Raw genomic sequence first — 18,290 nt, forward strand, 5'->3', positions numbered from 1 at the left:
CATGCTAAAAAAAGTATTAATTAGCTTATGTGCAACTGGAATCGCCCACACTGCAGTAGCTGAAGCACTCGATAAAAGTAAAATTAATTATCTTGGACCTATTGCACCACAAAGCCAATTTAAACCTTATGAAACAGCACAACAAAAAGAGATCATAAATAACTTATTGCCTCAAATTTCACAAAATAATAAGTCTGTGAATATTTTTGGTAAAAAAGTAAAATGGCAGCTGCTTTCTCAAGTCAGCGCACTTACAGAGCCTGGTCTACAAGCAATTAAATTTACTTTATCAGTAGATCGCTTTGTGCAAGGTGATTTAAAAATACAAGGCATAGAAACAGCCAGTGTCTTTATCAACAATGTTGCACTGAGTGCTAGCGATAAAAAATATGCATTAACTTTACCTACAGGTGAACACCAGATCACGGTAATTGCTGAACAAGTCAGCGATTGGAAAAAAGTAATGTTAGATTTTGATGGTAAATCAGAGCACGACAAAGTCACACTGACTAATCATGATTCTCATCCTTTATCAGCTAAGCAATTATATGATGCAAAAGTGATTTCAGGTGTATCGCTATCACCCGATGCAAAGCAAATGATCTACAAAAGCAAAGCATATAACGATAAATCAGCTAATAAAGCTGTACGTACCGCTCAGCTATTAGATACCAAATCAAATACTGTAAGATACCGCTGGGAAGACGGCAAAGCATCTAACTTTATTTGGAGCCCAGATAATAAAAAATTAGTTTATCTATCAAATGGTAAATTAAAACAATTAGACAGGAAAACGCTAGAAATAAAAGTATTAAGTGATAACTTAGCAAGCACTAGCGGCTTTGAATTTTTTGATAACGAGACTTTAATTTTTAGCTGGAATAAGACACCAGCCAAAAGTAAATCACTTACAAAACATTATAAAGGCTTAGAAGATCGTTGGTCATATGCTCGTAATACCAACCAGGTTCATTTATTAGATCTTAATTCTGGTTTGATCCGCCAAGTAAGCTCACCAAAATTCAGTCATAGTCTTGAAGATCATAATGCAAAACGCGGTACTGTTTTATTAAGCCGTAATCCAATTGATTACGCTGCACCGCCGCATATGATCACTGAATTAGTTGAAGTTAACCTAAAAGATCATAGTGAAAAAGTAATCGGTAAATATCGTACATTTAATAATGCACAATACCAAAAAGATGGCTTTTATATCACAGCAGGTCCTGCATTTATGAATGGTGCTGGCCAAAACTTACCTAAAAATATGCTACCTAATAACTATGATGGTCAGTTATATAAGCTGAGCTTTAACGGTGAAGATGTGACTGCTTTATCTAAAGAGTTTGATCCGTCAATTGGTCGTTTTGAAGTATTAAAAAATAGCGATGTTGTGTTATCTGTAACAGAAAAAGATACTAAACAAGTCTATTTATTTGATGAAAGCAAAAACAGCTTTAAAAAGCTAAAATCTAAGCTTGATATTGTAGAGCGTTTTTCTTTATCTCAAGGTAAAAAACCTCAGCTATTATATACAGGCACTACAGCTTCAAAACCACAGCAAGTTAAGTTATTAAACGTTTATAAGAATAAAGCCAAAACTTTATCTGATAGCCAAGCTGACTTTTATCAAAATAGTGAAATTGCGACATTAGAAGAATTTAACTTTGTAAATAAAGATAATGTTGAAATTAGTGGCCGTGTTTATATCCCACATAATTTAGATAAAACTAAAAAACACCCTGCACTTGTTTATTATTACGGCGGTACATCACCAGTAACACGTGGCTTTACAGGTCGTTACCCATTTAACTTATGGGCAGCAAATGGATATGTAGTTTATGTATTACAACCAACTGGTGCGACAGGTTTTGGTCAAGAGTTTTCAGCTAAACATGTTAATGCTTGGGGTAATTACACGGCTGATGACATCATTCAAGGTACAGGCGAATTTTTAAAAGCTTACCCATATGTTGATGCTAAAAAGCTAGGTAATTTAGGCGCATCATACGGTGGTTTTATGACTATGCTACTCACTACCAAAACAGATATGTTTAGCGCGTCAATATCACATGCTGGGATCTCCAATATCACCTCATATTGGGGTCAAGGTTGGTGGGGCTATTTATATTCTGGAGAAGCGTCTAAAGGCAGCTTCCCTTGGAATAATGCAAAGCTTTATAGCGAACACAGTCCGGTATTTAATGCTGATAAAGTAACAACACCATTATTACTGATCCATGGTAATGCAGATACAAACGTACCACCAGGCGAGAGTCATAATATGTACACTGCGCTTAAACTACTTGGTCAAGATGTTGAGCTTGTTGAATACAACAATACTGATCATCAAGTTTTTGCCCGTGATAAACGTTTTCACTGGTGGGATACTATGATGGCTTACTTCGATAAAAACTTAAAAGATCAACCACAGTGGTGGGATCATTTATATCCAAGTAAATAGCTTATTAACCTGAGGTTCGGATAAACGTTTTGCTTATCCAAATTTCAGATTAACAGGACTACTGACATTTATTGTCAATAGTCCCTGATATGCTGTCGTTAGTTTATAAAACAAATTAAGGACAATTATGATCGAACTCCATCAATTTCCACCTGCTTTTGGCCTAGCCAACGCCAGCCCTTTTGCTATAAAACTACAAGCTTATTGCCAATTAGCGAATATTGAATATAAAAATCACTACCGTGTAGATAGCCATAAAATGCCTAAGGGTAAATTACCTGTCGCTATAATTGATAACGAGTTAACTGCTGATTCAAGCCTGATCATTAATAAGCTTGAAGCCACATATCAACTAGATAAAGATCTGACACCTATAGAGCACGCTCAAGGCCATTTATTACAACAACTATGTGAAGAACAGCTTTATTGGTCACTAGTTTATAGTCGTTGGATTGACGATGATTTTTGGCCTATTAGCAAAGAAGAGTTTTTTGGTAAGTTACCCGCTTTCTTAAAATTATTTGTACCAAATGCCATGCGTAAACGCGCAATCAAAAATTGTCAATCACAAGGAACAGATCGACATGACAAACAAGATATATATGCCATGGCCAATAAATCAATTGACCATTTGTCAGTATTATTAGCCGATAGAGCATTTTTTATTTCAGAAAATATGACTAGTTATGACTGTGCTATTTATGGATTATTAACCAACTTCTTAAATGGTGGTATAGAAAGCCCAATAAAAAAACGATTAGAGAACCATAAAAATTTAGTAGAGTATATCGGTCGATGTAAAGATACGTGTGGGGTTTAATTGAATAATAGATAAATCACCTAACGATTATTATCGCCCAAACCTAGCTAATACCCTTGTAGGTTTGCTTTAGCCTAACAGTTTTAGATTTGATTTAAGCATTGCATATCGAGACTCTTTGTAAGACTGAAGTCTCACCTACAGAATCATTCCAATCTAACAGATATTTTTGTAGGTTGGCCTTTAGGCTAAAGATTTTAGATTTTAGATTTTAGGTTTTAGGTTTTAGTTTTGAAGTTAAGCATTCTAGATATAGATTATTTATAAGATTAAAGCGAGCCTAATACAGACTCACTTTTACTTATATTACTGCCAAGGACGCTGTTTTTTAAGTTGTGCTTCAAACGCATCAATTTGTGGATTAAATGTTTCAGTTACACCAATAAAATCTAAACCACTTAATAAACGATCTTTAATATCAGGGCGAATATCAAAACTGATCGGCTCAAACTGATCACTGATCAATTGCTGATTTTGTAGATCTACATTAATTTGTATATCTTGCTTATCTGCAAAACATTGCTCGCTAATAGCAAATAACTTATCTAATGTAGCTTCTGGTAGAGCAATAGCTAACATTTGATTATTCATACAGTTATTAAAAAAGATATCTGCAAAGCTTTCAGCAAGGATCACAGTAAAACCATACTGTTTTAATGCCCAAGGCGCATGCTCACGAGATGAACCACAACCAAAGTTATCACGAGTTAGTAGTACTGTAGCACCTTGATAACAGGCTTCATTTAAAATGAACTCCGGATTTTGATCGCCATTATCCAAATAGCGCCAATCATAAAATAAAGCAGCATCAAAACCATCTCGACTCGTTGATGTTAAAAATTGCTTTGGAATAATTTGGTCGGTATCTACATTATTTTTATCTAAAGGCGCTAATAAACCTGTGTGGTACACTTCATTAATTACAGTCATTATGCTTCTCCTCTGATATCAACAAATTTACCATAAACAGCTGCTGCGGCTGCCATCGCAGGACTAACTAAGTGTGTTCTACCGCCACGACCTTGACGACCTTCAAAGTTACGGTTGGATGTAGATGCACAACGTTTACCTGCTTCTAATTTATCGTCATTCATTGCTAAACACATAGAACAACCAGGCTCACGCCACTCAAAACCCGACGCTTTAAAGATATCTGCTAAACCTTCATCTTCAGCCTGTTTTTTAACTAATCCAGAACCCGGAACGATCAAAGCTTCAATGCCATTAACAACTTGCTTGCCTTCTACAATTTGCGCTGCAGCACGTAAGTCTTCAATTCGGCTATTAGTACATGAGCCAATAAACACAACATCTACTTCAATATCAGCAATTGCTTGACCAGGTTGTAAATCCATATATGCAAGCGCACGGCGGATTGCATCAGCTTTAATTAGATCTGTTTCTTTTTCAGGATCTGGAATGATCTCATCAATACCAATTACTTGCTCAGGGCTAGTACCCCAAGTAACTTGTGGCTGAATATCATCTGCATGCATTACTACAACATGATCAAATTCTGCACCTTCGTCTGATGCTAGTGTTGACCAATATTCAACAGCCGCCTGCCAATCATCACCTTTAGGTGCAAATGGACGGCCTTCTAAATAGTCATATGTAGTTTGATCCGGTGCAATTAAGCCCGCTTTTGCGCCCATTTCAATGCTCATATTACATAAAGTCATACGCGCTTCCATTGAAAGCGCTTCAATGCCTGTTCCGCAAAACTCAGCTACAAAACCTGTGCCTCCAGCCGTACCTAGTTCACCAATTACTGCCATGATCAAATCTTTAGAGGTAACTGTTGGCTTTAAAATACCATCAATTTGTATTTTAAGAGAACGTGCTTTTTTCTGTTGCAATGTTTGTGTTGCTAATACATGCTCAACTTCAGATGTGCCAATTCCGTGAGCTAGTGCACCAAATGCACCATGAGTTGATGTATGGCTATCGCCACATACAATTGTTGTACCAGGTAAAGTAATGCCTTGCTCAGGACCTACAACATGAGCAATACCCTGCTCAATAGAGTTTAAATCATAAAGTGGTACACCAAAATCTTCACAGTTTTGTGTTAATGCATTTAATTGATTTTGTGCAACTTCACTCGCTGCTGAGATCTTACGAACTTTAGTCGAAATATTATGGTCCATAGTCGCAAATGTTTTATCAGTTCTTCTTACTTTTCTGTTTTGTTCACGCAGCCCTGAAAATGCTTGTGGAGAAGTGACTTCATGTACTAAATGTCTATCTATATATAATAAATCTGTTTCGCTATTTATTGCTGTGACAGTATGTGACTGCCAAATTTTGTCATATAAGGTTTGTGCCATTACTTGTTTCGCCCCAAAATTTTTTGCTCAGTACTCTAGTCATAACTAGATAAAATTTATAACACCTTGTCAGGCTAAAACCTCTCTGTAAGTTGGGTTTTAGCCTGATAAAAACTTAAATTCTTTCTACAATCGCCGCTGCTACATCACTTGTTGTGTAACGCTCATTTGGATAAATATCTTGCGTACCTATACCTGCTTTAACCGTTTCAGCTACTGCTTTTTCAATTGCACGCGCCGCTTCTTCTTGTTTAAGAGAGTAACGTAACATTAATGCTGCACTTAAAATTTGTGCAATCGGGTTTGCAATGCCTTTACCTGCGATATCAGGTGCAGAACCACCAGCAGGCTCATATAAACCAAAACCTGTTTGATTGAGGCTAGCTGAAGGTAAAAGACCCATAGAGCCTGTGATCATCGCACATTCATCAGATAAAATATCACCAAATAAGTTATCACATAAAAGTACATCAAATTGTGCTGGGTCTTTAACTAACTGCATTGCAGCGTTATCTACATAAATATAATCAAGTTCAACTTCTGGGTAACTTTTAGATACTTCAGTAACCACTTCACGCCATAAAATACTTGAAGCTAATACATTAGATTTATCTACCGAAGTTACTTTATTACTACGTAATTTTGCGGCTTCAAAAGCAAATTTAGCAATACGCTCGATTTCAAAACGAGAGTATTTTTGTGTATCAAACGCAAACTCTTGCTCGCCTTCGCCTGAACGACCTTTTTCGCCGAAGTAAATACCGCCTGTTAATTCACGTACACATAAAATATCAAACCCTTTTTCACTGATATCAGCACGAAGTGGTGATGCAGCGCTTAAAGCAGGTAATAACTGTGCAGGACGTAAATTACAAAATAAGTTGAAATGTTTACGAAGCGGTAATAAAGAACCACGTTCAGGTTGCTCTTGTGGCGGTAAATCAGCCCACTTTGGACCACCTACCGAACCAAATAAAATGGCATCAGCGTTATCACATGCCTCTAAAGTCGATTCTGGTAATGCTTTACCAAACTTATCAATTGCAGCGCCACCAATAGCATGATGTTCGCGATTAAGCTTCAAATTAAATTTATCACATACAACATCAAGTACTTGCTCTGCTGCATTCATGATCTCAGGACCAATGCCATCCCCGGCTAAAACTGCAATATTAAATTCTTTTTGAGTCGTCATTTCTCTTATCCTGCTTTCTTCTGCTGCTTTAAACACATTACTTGCTGTGCACGATTAATTAAGTTGTATACGTGGATCATGGCACGAACCGATGATTCAACAACATCAGATGCTAAACCTGCACCGTGATATTGGCGGTCTTGATATTCAGTAATGATATCAACTTGACCTAATGAGTTTTCACCTTTACCTGTTGCATCTAAATGATATTGACGCATTTTAGTATCCATTTGAGTGATATTTCTCATTGCAGTATATGCAGCCTCTACCGGTCCATCACCTGTAGCTGCTTGAGTAAATAATTCACCATTCACTTTTAAGCCTACGGTAGCACTAGCTACTGTTTGCGAGTTAGTTGTGGTATTTAAGAATTCAAGTTGGTAATAATCATTATTATCTGAGATTTTATTAAAGTAGATCATCGCTTCAAGATCGTAATCATATACAGTACCTTTTTTATCAGCCAAAGCGATAAAACTTTGGTATAAGGTATCCATATCATAATCACCATTTTGGTAACCTAGCTCTGTTAACCTATGTTGAATAACGTGACGGCCCGAACGTGACGTCATATTTAGCTTATTATTTGGTACACCTACCGTTTCTGGTGCCATAATTTCATAAGTATTTTGCGCTTTTAATACACCATCTTGATGAATACCAGAACTATGAGCAAATGCATTTTCGCCGACGATCGCCTTATTTGGCTGTACTGGCATATTACAAATTTGGCTTACTTGACGAGATGCATGGTAGATTTCTTCACTTCGAATATCACAATTTACGCCTAAATGATCGCTACGCATCTGCATTATCATAGCAACTTCTTCTAACGAACAATTACCAGCACGTTCTCCTATGCCATTTACAGTACATTCAATTTGACGTGCACCAGCTTGAACTGCAGCAATAGAGTTAGCAACCGCTAAACCTAGATCGTTATGACAATGTACACTTAAACGTGCTTTATCAATGTTTGGCACATTAGCCATTAAATAGCTGATCATCGCCGCATATTCGTCAGGAGTAACATAACCTACAGTATCAGGTAAATTAATCGTAGTCGCACCTGCATCAATTACAGCCTCTACAACTTTACATAAATCATCATGCGGCGTTCTGCCGGCATCTTCACAAGAAAACTCAACATCAGGAGTGTAAGTTAATGCTAACTTAATAGACTTAACCGCCATTTCAATCGCTTTATCTAATGTAATTTTTAGCTTATGTTCTAAATGTAATGGGCTAGTAGCAATAAATGTATGAATTCGGCTTTTTTCTGCAGGTTTTAATGCTTCACCACATGCTTCAATATCTTTAGTCACTGCACGTGCTAAGCCACAAATTACAGGACCTTTTACTTCAGTTGCAATACGCTTAACTGCATTAAAATCTGCAGGGCTAGAAACAGGAAAACCTACTTCCATCACATCAACATTTAGACGGCTAATAGTATGTGCTAAACGTAGTTTATCATCTTCAGTTAAGCTCGCTTTTAGTGCCTGCTCGCCATCTCTTAACGTGGTATCAAAAATCCAAACTTTATCGCTCATACTATCACCTGTGCCCTATTACTTTAAATTCAAAAAAAAACCCCGCAATTTATGCGGGGTTTTTTTGTATTACTTGATGCAAATACACTAACGCCCGCAAACTCTTTGAAAGAGCTCCAGTTTTAAAAGTAGTGTAATTAAAAGTATTTTTTGCATCGTTAAATTCAGTTATTTAATTAATGATTAAATTATGATGCTATTTTTATCACCATTAAACATAATGAGCAAGCATAATTTATCCTTAAAAATTTAAAATAAACGGCATATAAAGAAATTAAAATTCAACATAATTAAAATAAAAGAATTAACTATCCACGAAACTAAACTTAAATGATAGGTAAACATCAAGTTAACAAATATAAGCAATAAATATGCTAAATTAGTTAACCATTAAAATTTCCCTCACCTAACAGATGTCATTGTAGGCTAAGCTTTAGCCTAACGGTTTTAGATTTGATGTTACACACTGTAGATGGGAATTCTTTGAAAGGTTGAAGCCCTACTAAATCACGAAAATCCCACTAACCTAGCAGATATCTTTGTAGGTTGGGCTTTAGCCTAACTATTTTAGATTTGAGACTAAATATTGTAGAGGTGCTATAAAACTGGAACCTCTACAATACAAGTTTTCAGCTAAGACGTATACCCTTGTGGATTTTTACTTTGCCAGCGCCACGCATCAGCCATCATGGTATCTAAACCACGAACAGCTTGCCAATCTAATTCAGTTAACGCTTTTTCAGGAGCAGCATAACAAGCAGCAATATCACCAGGGCGACGAGGTACTACTTTATAAGCTAAATCATGGCCACAGGCTTTTTCAAACGCTTTAAGCATTTCAAATACCGAATAACCGTTACCAGTGCCTAAGTTAAATACATGCGCACCCGCTTCAGAGTTGATTTTATTAAGTGCTTTTAAATGCCCTATCGCTAAATCAACTACATGAATGTAATCTCGTACACCGGTGCCATCTTTCGTATCATAATCATCACCAAATACAGCTAACTCTTTTAACTTTCCAACAGCAACTTGAGAGATATAAGGCAATAAATTATTAGGGATACCATTTGGATCTTCACCAATCAAACCTGACTCATGCGCACCTACCGGATTAAAGTAACGTAAAATAGCAAAAGACCAACGTTCATCAGATTTGGCAACATCCTTTAAAACCATTTCAACCATCAGTTTAGATGTGCCATACGGATTAGTAGTGCCACCGACAGGGAAATCTTCTTTAATAGGCAAACTAGCTGGGTCGCCATAAACAGTGGCAGATGAGCTAAATACCAATTTAAATACATTAGCATCACGCATTGCATCTAATAAAGTTAACGTACCTTGTACATTCACTTGATAGTACTCAACAGGCTTAACAGTTGACTCTCCAACTGCTTTTAATCCAGCAAAATGCACCACACTATTAATTGAGTGCTTAGCAAAAATAGAATCTAAAAAAGCTTTATCTAAAATATCACCTTGATAAAAAGTACAGGCTTTACCTATTAGCTCAGCAACACGCTTAAGAGACTCTTGAGATGAATTTGCTAAATTATCAACAACAACAACGTCTTCGCCCTGTTGTAGTAACTCTAAAACAGTGTGAGAACCTATATATCCCGCACCACCTGTAACTAAAATCGACATTTATTTTCCTTATAAAAAAGCCCTTAAATAGACTTAAGAGTCAGAACCAAATAAATCACGTGTATATACTTTTTCAGCGACATCATCTAAATCATCAGACATGCGATTTGAAACGATTACATCAGATACTTTTTTAAATTCATTTAAGTCAGTCATCACTTCTGAGTGAAAAAACTCTTTTTCTTTTAACTCAGGTTCAAACACTACAACTTTAATACCTTTCGCTTTTATACGCTTCATGATGCCTTGAATAGCAGATGCTCTAAAGTTATCAGAACCAGACTTCATTATTAAACGATAAACACCAACAACTTTTGGAGTACGTTTTAGAATAGACTCAGCAATATGATCTTTACGTGTCGTATTAGCATCTACAATGGCACCAATTAATGAATTTGGTACATCTTTATAATTAGCACGTAATTGCTTAGTATCTTTAGGTAAACAATAACCACCATAACCAAATGAAGGGTTATTGTAATGCGTACCAATACGCGGGTCTAAACCAACACCATCTATAATATGCTGTGTATCTAATCCATGAGATTCAGCATAGCTATCAAGTTCATTAAAATAAGCAACGCGCATAGCTAAATAAGTATTTGAAAATAATTTAACCGCTTCAGCTTCTGTTGAGTCAGTTAATAAAACAGGGATATCTACACGCTCTGCACCTTGAACTAATAAATTAGCAAATACACGAGCTCGCTCAGATTCTTCACCCACAATAATGCGTGATGGATGTAGGTTATCGTAAAGTGCTTTACCTTCTCTTAAAAATTCGGGTGAAAACATGATATTCTCACATTCAAACTGAGCTTTTATCGTTTTGGTAAATCCAACTGGCACAGTTGATTTTATAATCATTACCGCACTTGGATTAATAGCAATAACATCCTGAATAACAGCTTCAACTGAATTTGTATTAAAATAATTTGTTTGTGGGTCATAATCAGTTGGCGTTGCAATCACTACAAACTCAGCATCTTTATAAGCTAAATTTTTATCAGTAGTCGCAGTTAAATTTAATTTTTTATTCTCTAAAAAATCTTCAATTTCAATATCAGAAATAGGCGACTTTTTATTATTAATTAAATCTACTTTTTCTTGAATTATATCAACCGCAATCACTTCATTGTTTTGCGCTAATAATACTGCATTCGACAAACCTACATAGCCAGTCCCGGCTATTGCTATTTTCATTTTAAAACCTTTGCTTAATAAATTACTTGAACAAAAATACATCTAAAAAAACATTTTATATGAAATTACTTTAAAAATACGTATAGGGTGATAAATATTGTGCCGTTATAAAAATATTTTTCATTAATACTAAAGACGTCAATAAAAATAATATTACAAATTTAGGCCACTCATCTTTAATCAGTGTTAATAAAGCTAATATTAAAACCGGCTCTATTGCAAAAAATAAAAAACCTAATCTAATTGATAAAACAGAGAGTTCATGAGTAAATAAAACCCCAAACATTCCAATCGTCACAAATGTTAAAATAAAATCTATATATTTAAAATTAACTCTTATTTGCCTTACAAAGGCAATACATGTAAAAATAAGTAATACACTAGACAGTAACATCCAAGACATTATTTTTAATTCTTCAACGCTACTTTGCAAATAAAGAAATACCCGCCAAAAAGCAATACTTATGTGCCTCAGCTGAAAAACAACTGCGGCTAACACATCTAAAAAGCTTAACCCTACAAAAGCGAAAAAAACAAAAAGAAGATATTTAGGTTGCCATTTAAAGTTTCTAAAGGGGAATACTAATAAACTTAATATCGCAATCACATGAAAACTCATAGCTAACATGGTTAGTAAGAAATAAGCTAAATATCTTTTTTCAACCAGGCGTGTTAAAGCAAACATAACAACGGATGTCGCTAAGCCTTGTCTAATAATATTATACTCAAAAGTAAGAAATAGATTAGTAACAGTAAGTATAAACATCCCCAAAAAATAATTTGGGCTAAGATGTTTAAATGATGCAGCAAAAAACATTAAAGATAAAAAAGAAATAAAAACGAGAACTAGATGGGGAGTGACTGAAAGCTCTTTTAAAGTACTTAAAAGTAAAAAAAAGCCCCACTCTATACGCTCACCATGAAACCCAGGAGAAAAATCCCCTAGGAACTCGGTAATCGTTGGAATATATTTATAGATTTCAACATAAGTTAAAGTATCCGTACCGATACTAAAATCTCTCATTCCTATAAAAAAAGCAAAACATAGGAGCGCAGGAGATAACGCCAGTACTTTTCTTTCTACTTTAAAAACTTCCATCAATAAGCAATAAAAGCCAAATAAAGCACCAGCTAGAACATAATAATGCATATTTTATTGTTTTTTGTTCAATGCGTAATTTCTTAAAATCACGTAACCACTTGATATCATAAAACCTAAAACTAAAAACAAAATACAAATTAAAGCACGTTTAGGCTCAGACTTATTTTCAGGGGCAAGAGCAGGATCGATAATTGAAAAAATATAATCTTCTTGTACTTGAGCAAGCATCGCTTTTTTAGTTTGCTCTTCAATTAAATCAAAAAATACACTTTCAGTTGTTCTTATGCTCGTATTTTTTAATTGTAAGTTTAAATATTCAACACTTTTTTCAGCCTGTTCAATATCTAGCTTTCGCATATGCTCATTTATATCTGCAACAAGCATATTAGCCCACTTAGCGGCTAAGTTTGGGTTAAAATACTGTACTGATATACTATAAGTACCTTCCCTCACATCAACTTCATAATCGACCATTTTAGAAAAAACCAAATAAATTTCTTGATCACTTGGCGTTAACTTTTTTGGAAAATCGAACTTTCTGACCCACTTATTTTGTGTTTCATCATAAAGCTTTGGGTTTATAAGTACTTTGTTTTCTTTGATATCCCAGCCTTCAGCGGCAAAGATTAAGATCTGAAGTTCATTCCTATGAATAAAATCAATTAAAAACGTTCTAGACTTCAAGATTTGTAAAGCAATTTTAGGTTTTTTACTCGCATTACCCGATAAGTTAATACCAGCCATGCCTGCTAAACCACCAAACTGACTAGCCAAAGCCGACAGACCACCACTTTGTGTCGCTTCTGATGGTATTATCATTACTTCCGCTTTATATTGGTTAGGTAAAAATAAAGCAAAAAACACCCCTGCGATAGAAAACACACAAGTAACTAAAATTATTAATAGCTTTTTTTTCCACAGCTGTTTAAATAAATCAATGATACTAATTTCAATATGTGTATCTCTAACTACTTCTTGCATCTAACGCGAGCCTTATTATTCGATAAATTTGATTTTAAGTAACAGTTCCTTTGTGCCATTATACGGAAAAATATTCTCTATGTAACTTACTCCCACCCCATAAAATTTATTTAATCTCTAATGTATCGCCATAAATTCCAAATTTTCTATAACCTTAGCTAAACAGTCTCTATAAAAAACACAATTGATATAGCATTAAAACATTAGTTATATTAAAATCGAGCGCACAACTTTACATAGCTAAATAGCTTTTCTTTAATATAAGTAGTTACTTTTTAATGGCTAACCATCCTCTCGTCACAATATATATAACGACAAAAAATAGATGCCACCTTTTAAAAAGGGCTATAGATTCAGCTTTAAATCAAACCTGGTCTAATACCGAAATTATTGTTTGTGACGATGGTTCTACAGACAATACTGAAGAACTATTAAAAGAATACAAAGCCAAATATAGCAACTTTAACTACCTTCGAAATAATGAATCCTCAGGCGCCTGTGTTTCAAGAAACCGAGCGATGAAAGAAGCTAAAGGCGAATATATTACAGGCTTAGATGATGATGATTACTTTTTACCAAACCGAGTAGCGACTTTAGTTGACGCCTACAATGATAATTATGCATTTGTTTGCTCTTCTTATTATCGAAAAACAAACGAAAAAGTAAGGCTTGTTAAAGACGGTATAGGAAAACTAAAACTTAGCGACCTGTTACACTACAACAAAGTAGGAAATCAAGTTTTAACAAAAACATCTCGATTTAGAGACGTTGGTGGATTTGATGAAACTTTACCTGCATTTCAAGATTATGATATGTGGGTAAGACTACAAAATAAATTTGGCTCTAGTTTAAAAATAAAAGAGCCATCTTATATCTTTGATATATCCCATGATAACGATCGAATTTCAGGCAGCAGCCAAAAGGTTATCCAAGGCTATAAAATATTTTTAGCTAAGCATCAAAACTTAATGAGTAAAAAACATCTAAAATCTATGCAACTACTCAATTTAGTAATACACAAAACACCTCTTAATATTTTTGACGTATTCCGATTATGTAACTCAGGTAATTATAAATCCGTTTTAAGCAATTTATTAAAACGCAATTAAATACATATCAAACAAAGATAACTTAGAGAATATAACAGGAAAAGGTAACATGAGAGTAATCACATTCGGCACTTTCGATGTATTTCATATCGGACATGTAAAAATATTAGAAAGAGCAGCAGCACTTGGTGACGAATTGATAGTTGGTGTATCAACAGATGCACTAAATTACTCTAAAAAACAAAGAAACCCTGTTTATGAAGAATCACAAAGAGCTTATATAATTAACAGCTTAAAATTTGTAACTGAAGTTTTTTTTGAAGAATCCCTAGAGCTTAAACGAGAATATATCAAAAAATATAACGCTGACATTTTAGTTATGGGTGACGACTGGAAAGGTAAATTTGATCAATTCAATGATATTTGCGATGTGGTTTATTTAGAGCGCACCCCTTCTATCTCAACAACTGAAATTATTGAAATAGTAAAGGCTATCAAATAATGTCGAAGCGATTAAGAGCTAATATATCTTGGTTAGCTCTTATAAAGATAACAAATATATTACTCCCTTTAATCACGCTACCTTATCTAACTTTAAAATTAGGGGCTGAATTATTTGGCGTTTTTGCTATTGGAGTTGCAATACAGCAAATTGTATTAAGCATTTGCGATTACGGATTTGGCGTATTTGCACCAAAATTAACAGCCGAAAATAGCGATAAACCTAAAGTGCTAGGCAAGCTAATATCCGCAATATCCATAATTAAATTGCTCATATTTATAAGTATCTCATTTATAATTTTAATTATACTTCAGCTAATTGACTCATCAGAACAATATAAAAATATTTGGCTATTAATGCTGCTCCCTGCACTAATACAAAGCCTGATACCTGTATGGCTGTTTTTAGGAGTTGAGAAAATGGTTAAAATCACTATTTCGACCATAATTGAGCGCCTTATTTATACAGCTTTAATTTTCAGCCTAGTACTAACGCAATCTGATATAGAGCTCATACCACTCATAATGACTGTATCACTGAGTACATCACTCCTTGTATCTGTATTTTTTGTTTGGCACTTAAATATACGTTTAGAAAAAGTATCAATTAGCTATCTAGTCGAATTAATAAAAGAAGGCTGGGGTTACTTTTACTCTCGCCTTACCATGCTGCTATTTTCAAAGTTCAATATTATCATTGTCGCAAGTGTATTAGGTGAAGCCCAAGCTGGCTACTTTTCACTAGCTGAGCGAATTTATAATACGGGCAGATCTTTAATTGCCCCACTAACTGACGCCTTATATCCCCATATGGTCAAAACTAAAAACTGGAATATGGCATACAAAATAATAAAACTAGCCGGCATATTTGCGTTAAGTAGTATTTTAATTACCTACTTAATCTCTGACTGGTTTTTTGTAACTGTATTTAGCGCTCAAGAATTCCTGCAAGCATCAGAGATTTTCAAAATATTAATATTGGCATTTGCTTTTAGCATTATCTCTATGATGATTGGCTACCCGGTATTAGGTGTAGTTGGACATGTAAAAGCGGTTAATTTTAGCGTTTTAATTGGTGCATCAGCCCACTTAATCATAATAGCAGCCCTGTGGTGTGGTGATTTATTAACTGGTAAGTCATTAGCGCTTTCATTAGTATTTACTGAAGGCTTCATTTTCTTATACCGTTTAAAATACCTAAAACACTCCAAGGTATTTCACGAGGCATCTCTACAACAAAAAACTAACGGAGTCGCCTCATGATTAAAAGATTACTTCCTTTACCGTTGAAATGGTTTCTTTATTGTCTATCTTTTTGTTTCATCAAAAATAAGCAATTATGGGTTTTTGGTAGCCGCAATGGGCAGTTTGTTGATAATCCAAAATATTTTTTCTTGCATACCACACAACATAATCCTGATATAAAATCAGTTTGGATTTCATCAGATTTATCCACAGTGAAACTTTTAAAAAACCAAGGTTTTACTGCATATTCGAGGTGGAGTCTTAAAGGGCTTTTAACTTCTTTAAGAGCCAGTGTATTTATTTATGCATTCGACTCAAATGATATTAACTTTTTTTGCTCTGGCGGCGCTAAACTCGTTAATTTATATCATGGTATTCCACTAAAAAAAATTGAATTCAATACAACTGTAGGTACCTCTAAAAAGGTTTACCACCCAATTACACTTGTAGAGAAGCTGAGATCAAAAATACTATATGCACCTAAATGGCAAAAGATAGATTTATTTCAAATCCCATCTTTAAGTTTAAAAAGTATTCATGACGGTGCATTTAATCACTTAATTGAGTCATACTTCATCGGTGCAAACCCTAGGCTTGCACCATTACAAAATAATGAAGTACAGCATACTATAATAGAAAATGACCGCATTACAGGGCAATCTTTTGTCAAAGGTTACGATTCAGTTTGGATTTATATGCCAACTTGGCGTGTAGGTGCACCCGATATATTAAGTGAAGCTTTTCCTGATTTAGATGAGCTAAATAAAGTACTAAAACAACATAATATTTTATTAATATTCAAAATGCATTTATACAGTGATGATGTCATTAAAAACTATAGCCATATTAAATTGTTCCCCTCTAATTTAGATGTATATCCATTTTTAAACATTGTCGATGTATTAATTACAGATTATTCATCAATTGCCTTTGACTTTGATATCAACAATAAAAAAACTTTGTTCTATGCTTATGATTTAGATACCTACTTAACAACATCGAGTGATGGTTTTTACTTTGATTACCAAACGTTTTGTAATCAAAAAATAATTTTAAATTTTAAAGAGTTGCTTGTCGTAATTACTGAAAATGATATGGAAAATCGCACACTTGGAAAGCAAATTTCACAAGAGCTCTGGTCAAACAAAAAAACGATATCATTTACCGATACAAATAATGAATTAGTAAATTCAATAAAAGATTTATGGAAACAGAAATGACTCAAATATCAGTAATTTTACCTGTATACAATGCTGAAAAATTTGTTGAAGCTGCAGTAAATAGCATTCTACAGCAAACAATCACTGATTTTGAATTCATCATCATTAATGATGGCTCTACAGATAATTCTCTAAATATTTTAGAAAGCCTTGCCAAGCAAGATGCTCGAATTAAATTAATATCAAGAGCAAACAAAGGTCTTATAGCCACCTTAAACGAGGCGATATTTATTTCAAGCTCTGATTATATTGCCCGTATGGATGCTGACGACATATCAATGCCTACAAGATTAGAAAAACAGCTTGCTTACCTAAAAAAACACCCTAAAGTTGCAGTCCTTGGTACTGGATATAGATATATGGATGAAGCTGGTGTTTTAGGTGCTAAAAGGAATATTTTCACTAAATATGAAGATATAAAAGCAAGTTTTTTGTTTGGCAATCCAATTGCACACCCTTCAGTAATGGTTAATTATCGTTTACTTGGCGATAAATTCGAGTACCGACCAGAATATAAAACCATAGAAGACTTAGAGCTATGGTGTCGCATATCAGCCGATTATCAAATTTCAAATTTACATGAAGTGCTACTTCACTATCGTATCTTAAACAATAGTATTTCTGGAAAAAACTTAGCATTTCAAATAAAGTCTGCTGCAAATATGTTAAGTGAACAAACCGCTTTAATTAAAGCTGATAATAGTAGCGACATCACTAATATTACATACTCATACACTTCAAATTCAGCTAATTTCACACAGTTTTTAAAAGCATGTATTAATTTAAACTCACAAAATTTAAAAAATAAATTAATAAACCCTGGTAGCTTATTAAAACGCTCTTTAATAGCACTTTTAACTTCAAACCGTAAAAACTTAAGAAGTTAATTTATATAACGCATCTACTAAGGTGCGTTATCAATAAGCCACAAACTCCGTCTATCTTACGAAACTTCAGCTTCTTTAAGCACTATCGTT

15 protein-coding genes are annotated in these 18,290 nt (G+C 34.4%); 7 read left to right on the plus strand and 8 right to left on the minus strand.

Annotated features, from left to right (window positions below; translation table 11 throughout):
* Position 1 precedes the first annotated feature (1 nt).
* Both KO527_RS25060 and KO527_RS25065 read left to right on the plus strand, forming a co-directional pair.
* The gene (locus KO527_RS25060; protein WP_216042970.1) at positions 2–2,464 is read left to right on the plus strand and encodes a prolyl oligopeptidase family serine peptidase; all 2,463 of its coding nucleotides are present in this window, start codon (positions 2–4) and stop codon (positions 2,462–2,464) included.
* Between the two features lie 127 nt (positions 2,465–2,591).
* Positions 2,592–3,284, plus strand: coding sequence for a glutathione S-transferase family protein (locus tag KO527_RS25065; RefSeq protein ID WP_216042971.1), 693 nt, complete (start codon positions 2,592–2,594; stop codon positions 3,282–3,284).
* A 306-nt stretch (positions 3,285–3,590) separates the two neighbouring features.
* Here KO527_RS25065 and leuD read toward each other — a convergent pair whose 3' ends face one another.
* From leuD to KO527_RS25105, 8 genes are all read right to left on the minus strand, one after another.
* Positions 3,591–4,214, minus strand: a complete 624-nt coding sequence (gene leuD, locus KO527_RS25070) for a 3-isopropylmalate dehydratase small subunit (RefSeq protein WP_216042972.1) — start codon at positions 4,212–4,214, stop codon at positions 3,591–3,593.
* The gene (gene leuC, locus KO527_RS25075) at positions 4,214–5,614 is read right to left on the minus strand and encodes a 3-isopropylmalate dehydratase large subunit (RefSeq protein ID WP_216042973.1); all 1,401 of its coding nucleotides are present in this window, start codon (positions 5,612–5,614) and stop codon (positions 4,214–4,216) included. Before leuC ends, leuD begins: the two co-directional genes overlap by 1 nt.
* A 115-nt stretch (positions 5,615–5,729) precedes the next feature.
* Complete coding sequence (gene leuB / locus KO527_RS25080) at positions 5,730–6,809, minus strand: 3-isopropylmalate dehydrogenase (RefSeq protein ID WP_216042974.1); 1,080 nt, start codon at positions 6,807–6,809, stop codon at positions 5,730–5,732.
* 5 nt (positions 6,810–6,814) lie between these two features.
* Positions 6,815–8,362: a 2-isopropylmalate synthase gene (gene leuA, locus KO527_RS25085; protein WP_216042975.1), complete on the minus strand. Its 1,548-nt coding sequence runs from the start codon at positions 8,360–8,362 to the stop codon at positions 6,815–6,817.
* A gap of 633 nt (positions 8,363–8,995) precedes the next feature.
* Positions 8,996–10,012 (minus strand): UDP-glucose 4-epimerase GalE, encoded by a 1,017-nt coding sequence (gene galE, locus KO527_RS25090; RefSeq protein ID WP_216042976.1) that lies wholly within the window; start codon positions 10,010–10,012, stop codon positions 8,996–8,998.
* A gap of 33 nt (positions 10,013–10,045) precedes the next feature.
* Positions 10,046–11,215, minus strand: coding sequence for a nucleotide sugar dehydrogenase (locus tag KO527_RS25095; RefSeq protein ID WP_216042977.1), 1,170 nt, complete (start codon positions 11,213–11,215; stop codon positions 10,046–10,048).
* Between the two features lie 70 nt (positions 11,216–11,285).
* A complete protein-coding gene (locus KO527_RS25100; protein WP_216042978.1) occupies positions 11,286–12,365 on the minus strand; it encodes an EpsG family protein in 1,080 nt (359 codons plus the stop codon).
* 3 nt (positions 12,366–12,368) lie between these two features.
* Positions 12,369–13,298: a Wzz/FepE/Etk N-terminal domain-containing protein gene (locus KO527_RS25105; RefSeq protein ID WP_216042979.1), complete on the minus strand. Its 930-nt coding sequence runs from the start codon at positions 13,296–13,298 to the stop codon at positions 12,369–12,371.
* Positions 13,299–13,576: 278 nt separating this feature from the next.
* On the opposite strand from KO527_RS25105, the gene KO527_RS25110 reads away from it, so the two are divergent.
* Genes KO527_RS25110 through KO527_RS25130 form a run of 5 tightly spaced genes read left to right on the plus strand, consistent with a single transcriptional unit; the run spans position 13,577 to position 18,200 of the window.
* On the plus strand, positions 13,577–14,407 hold the full coding sequence (locus tag KO527_RS25110; RefSeq protein ID WP_216042980.1) for a glycosyltransferase: 831 nt from the start codon (positions 13,577–13,579) through the stop codon (positions 14,405–14,407).
* Between the two features lie 49 nt (positions 14,408–14,456).
* On the plus strand, positions 14,457–14,849 hold the full coding sequence (locus KO527_RS25115; protein ID WP_216042981.1) for an adenylyltransferase/cytidyltransferase family protein: 393 nt from the start codon (positions 14,457–14,459) through the stop codon (positions 14,847–14,849).
* On the plus strand, positions 14,849–16,111 hold the full coding sequence (locus tag KO527_RS25120; protein WP_216042982.1) for an oligosaccharide flippase family protein: 1,263 nt from the start codon (positions 14,849–14,851) through the stop codon (positions 16,109–16,111). The genes KO527_RS25115 and KO527_RS25120 overlap by 1 nt, the downstream gene beginning before the upstream one ends.
* On the plus strand, positions 16,108–17,313 hold the full coding sequence (locus KO527_RS25125; protein ID WP_216042983.1) for a CDP-glycerol glycerophosphotransferase family protein: 1,206 nt from the start codon (positions 16,108–16,110) through the stop codon (positions 17,311–17,313). Before KO527_RS25120 ends, KO527_RS25125 begins: the two co-directional genes overlap by 4 nt.
* Entirely contained in the window at positions 17,310–18,200 is an 891-nt protein-coding gene (locus KO527_RS25130; RefSeq protein WP_216042984.1) for a glycosyltransferase family 2 protein, read from the plus strand. Before KO527_RS25125 ends, KO527_RS25130 begins: the two co-directional genes overlap by 4 nt.
* Positions 18,201–18,290: the final 90 nt, after the last annotated feature.

It is taken from the genome of Pseudoalteromonas sp. C2R02, from assembly GCF_018860845.1.
Taxonomy (GTDB): Bacteria; Pseudomonadota; Gammaproteobacteria; order Enterobacterales; family Alteromonadaceae; genus Pseudoalteromonas.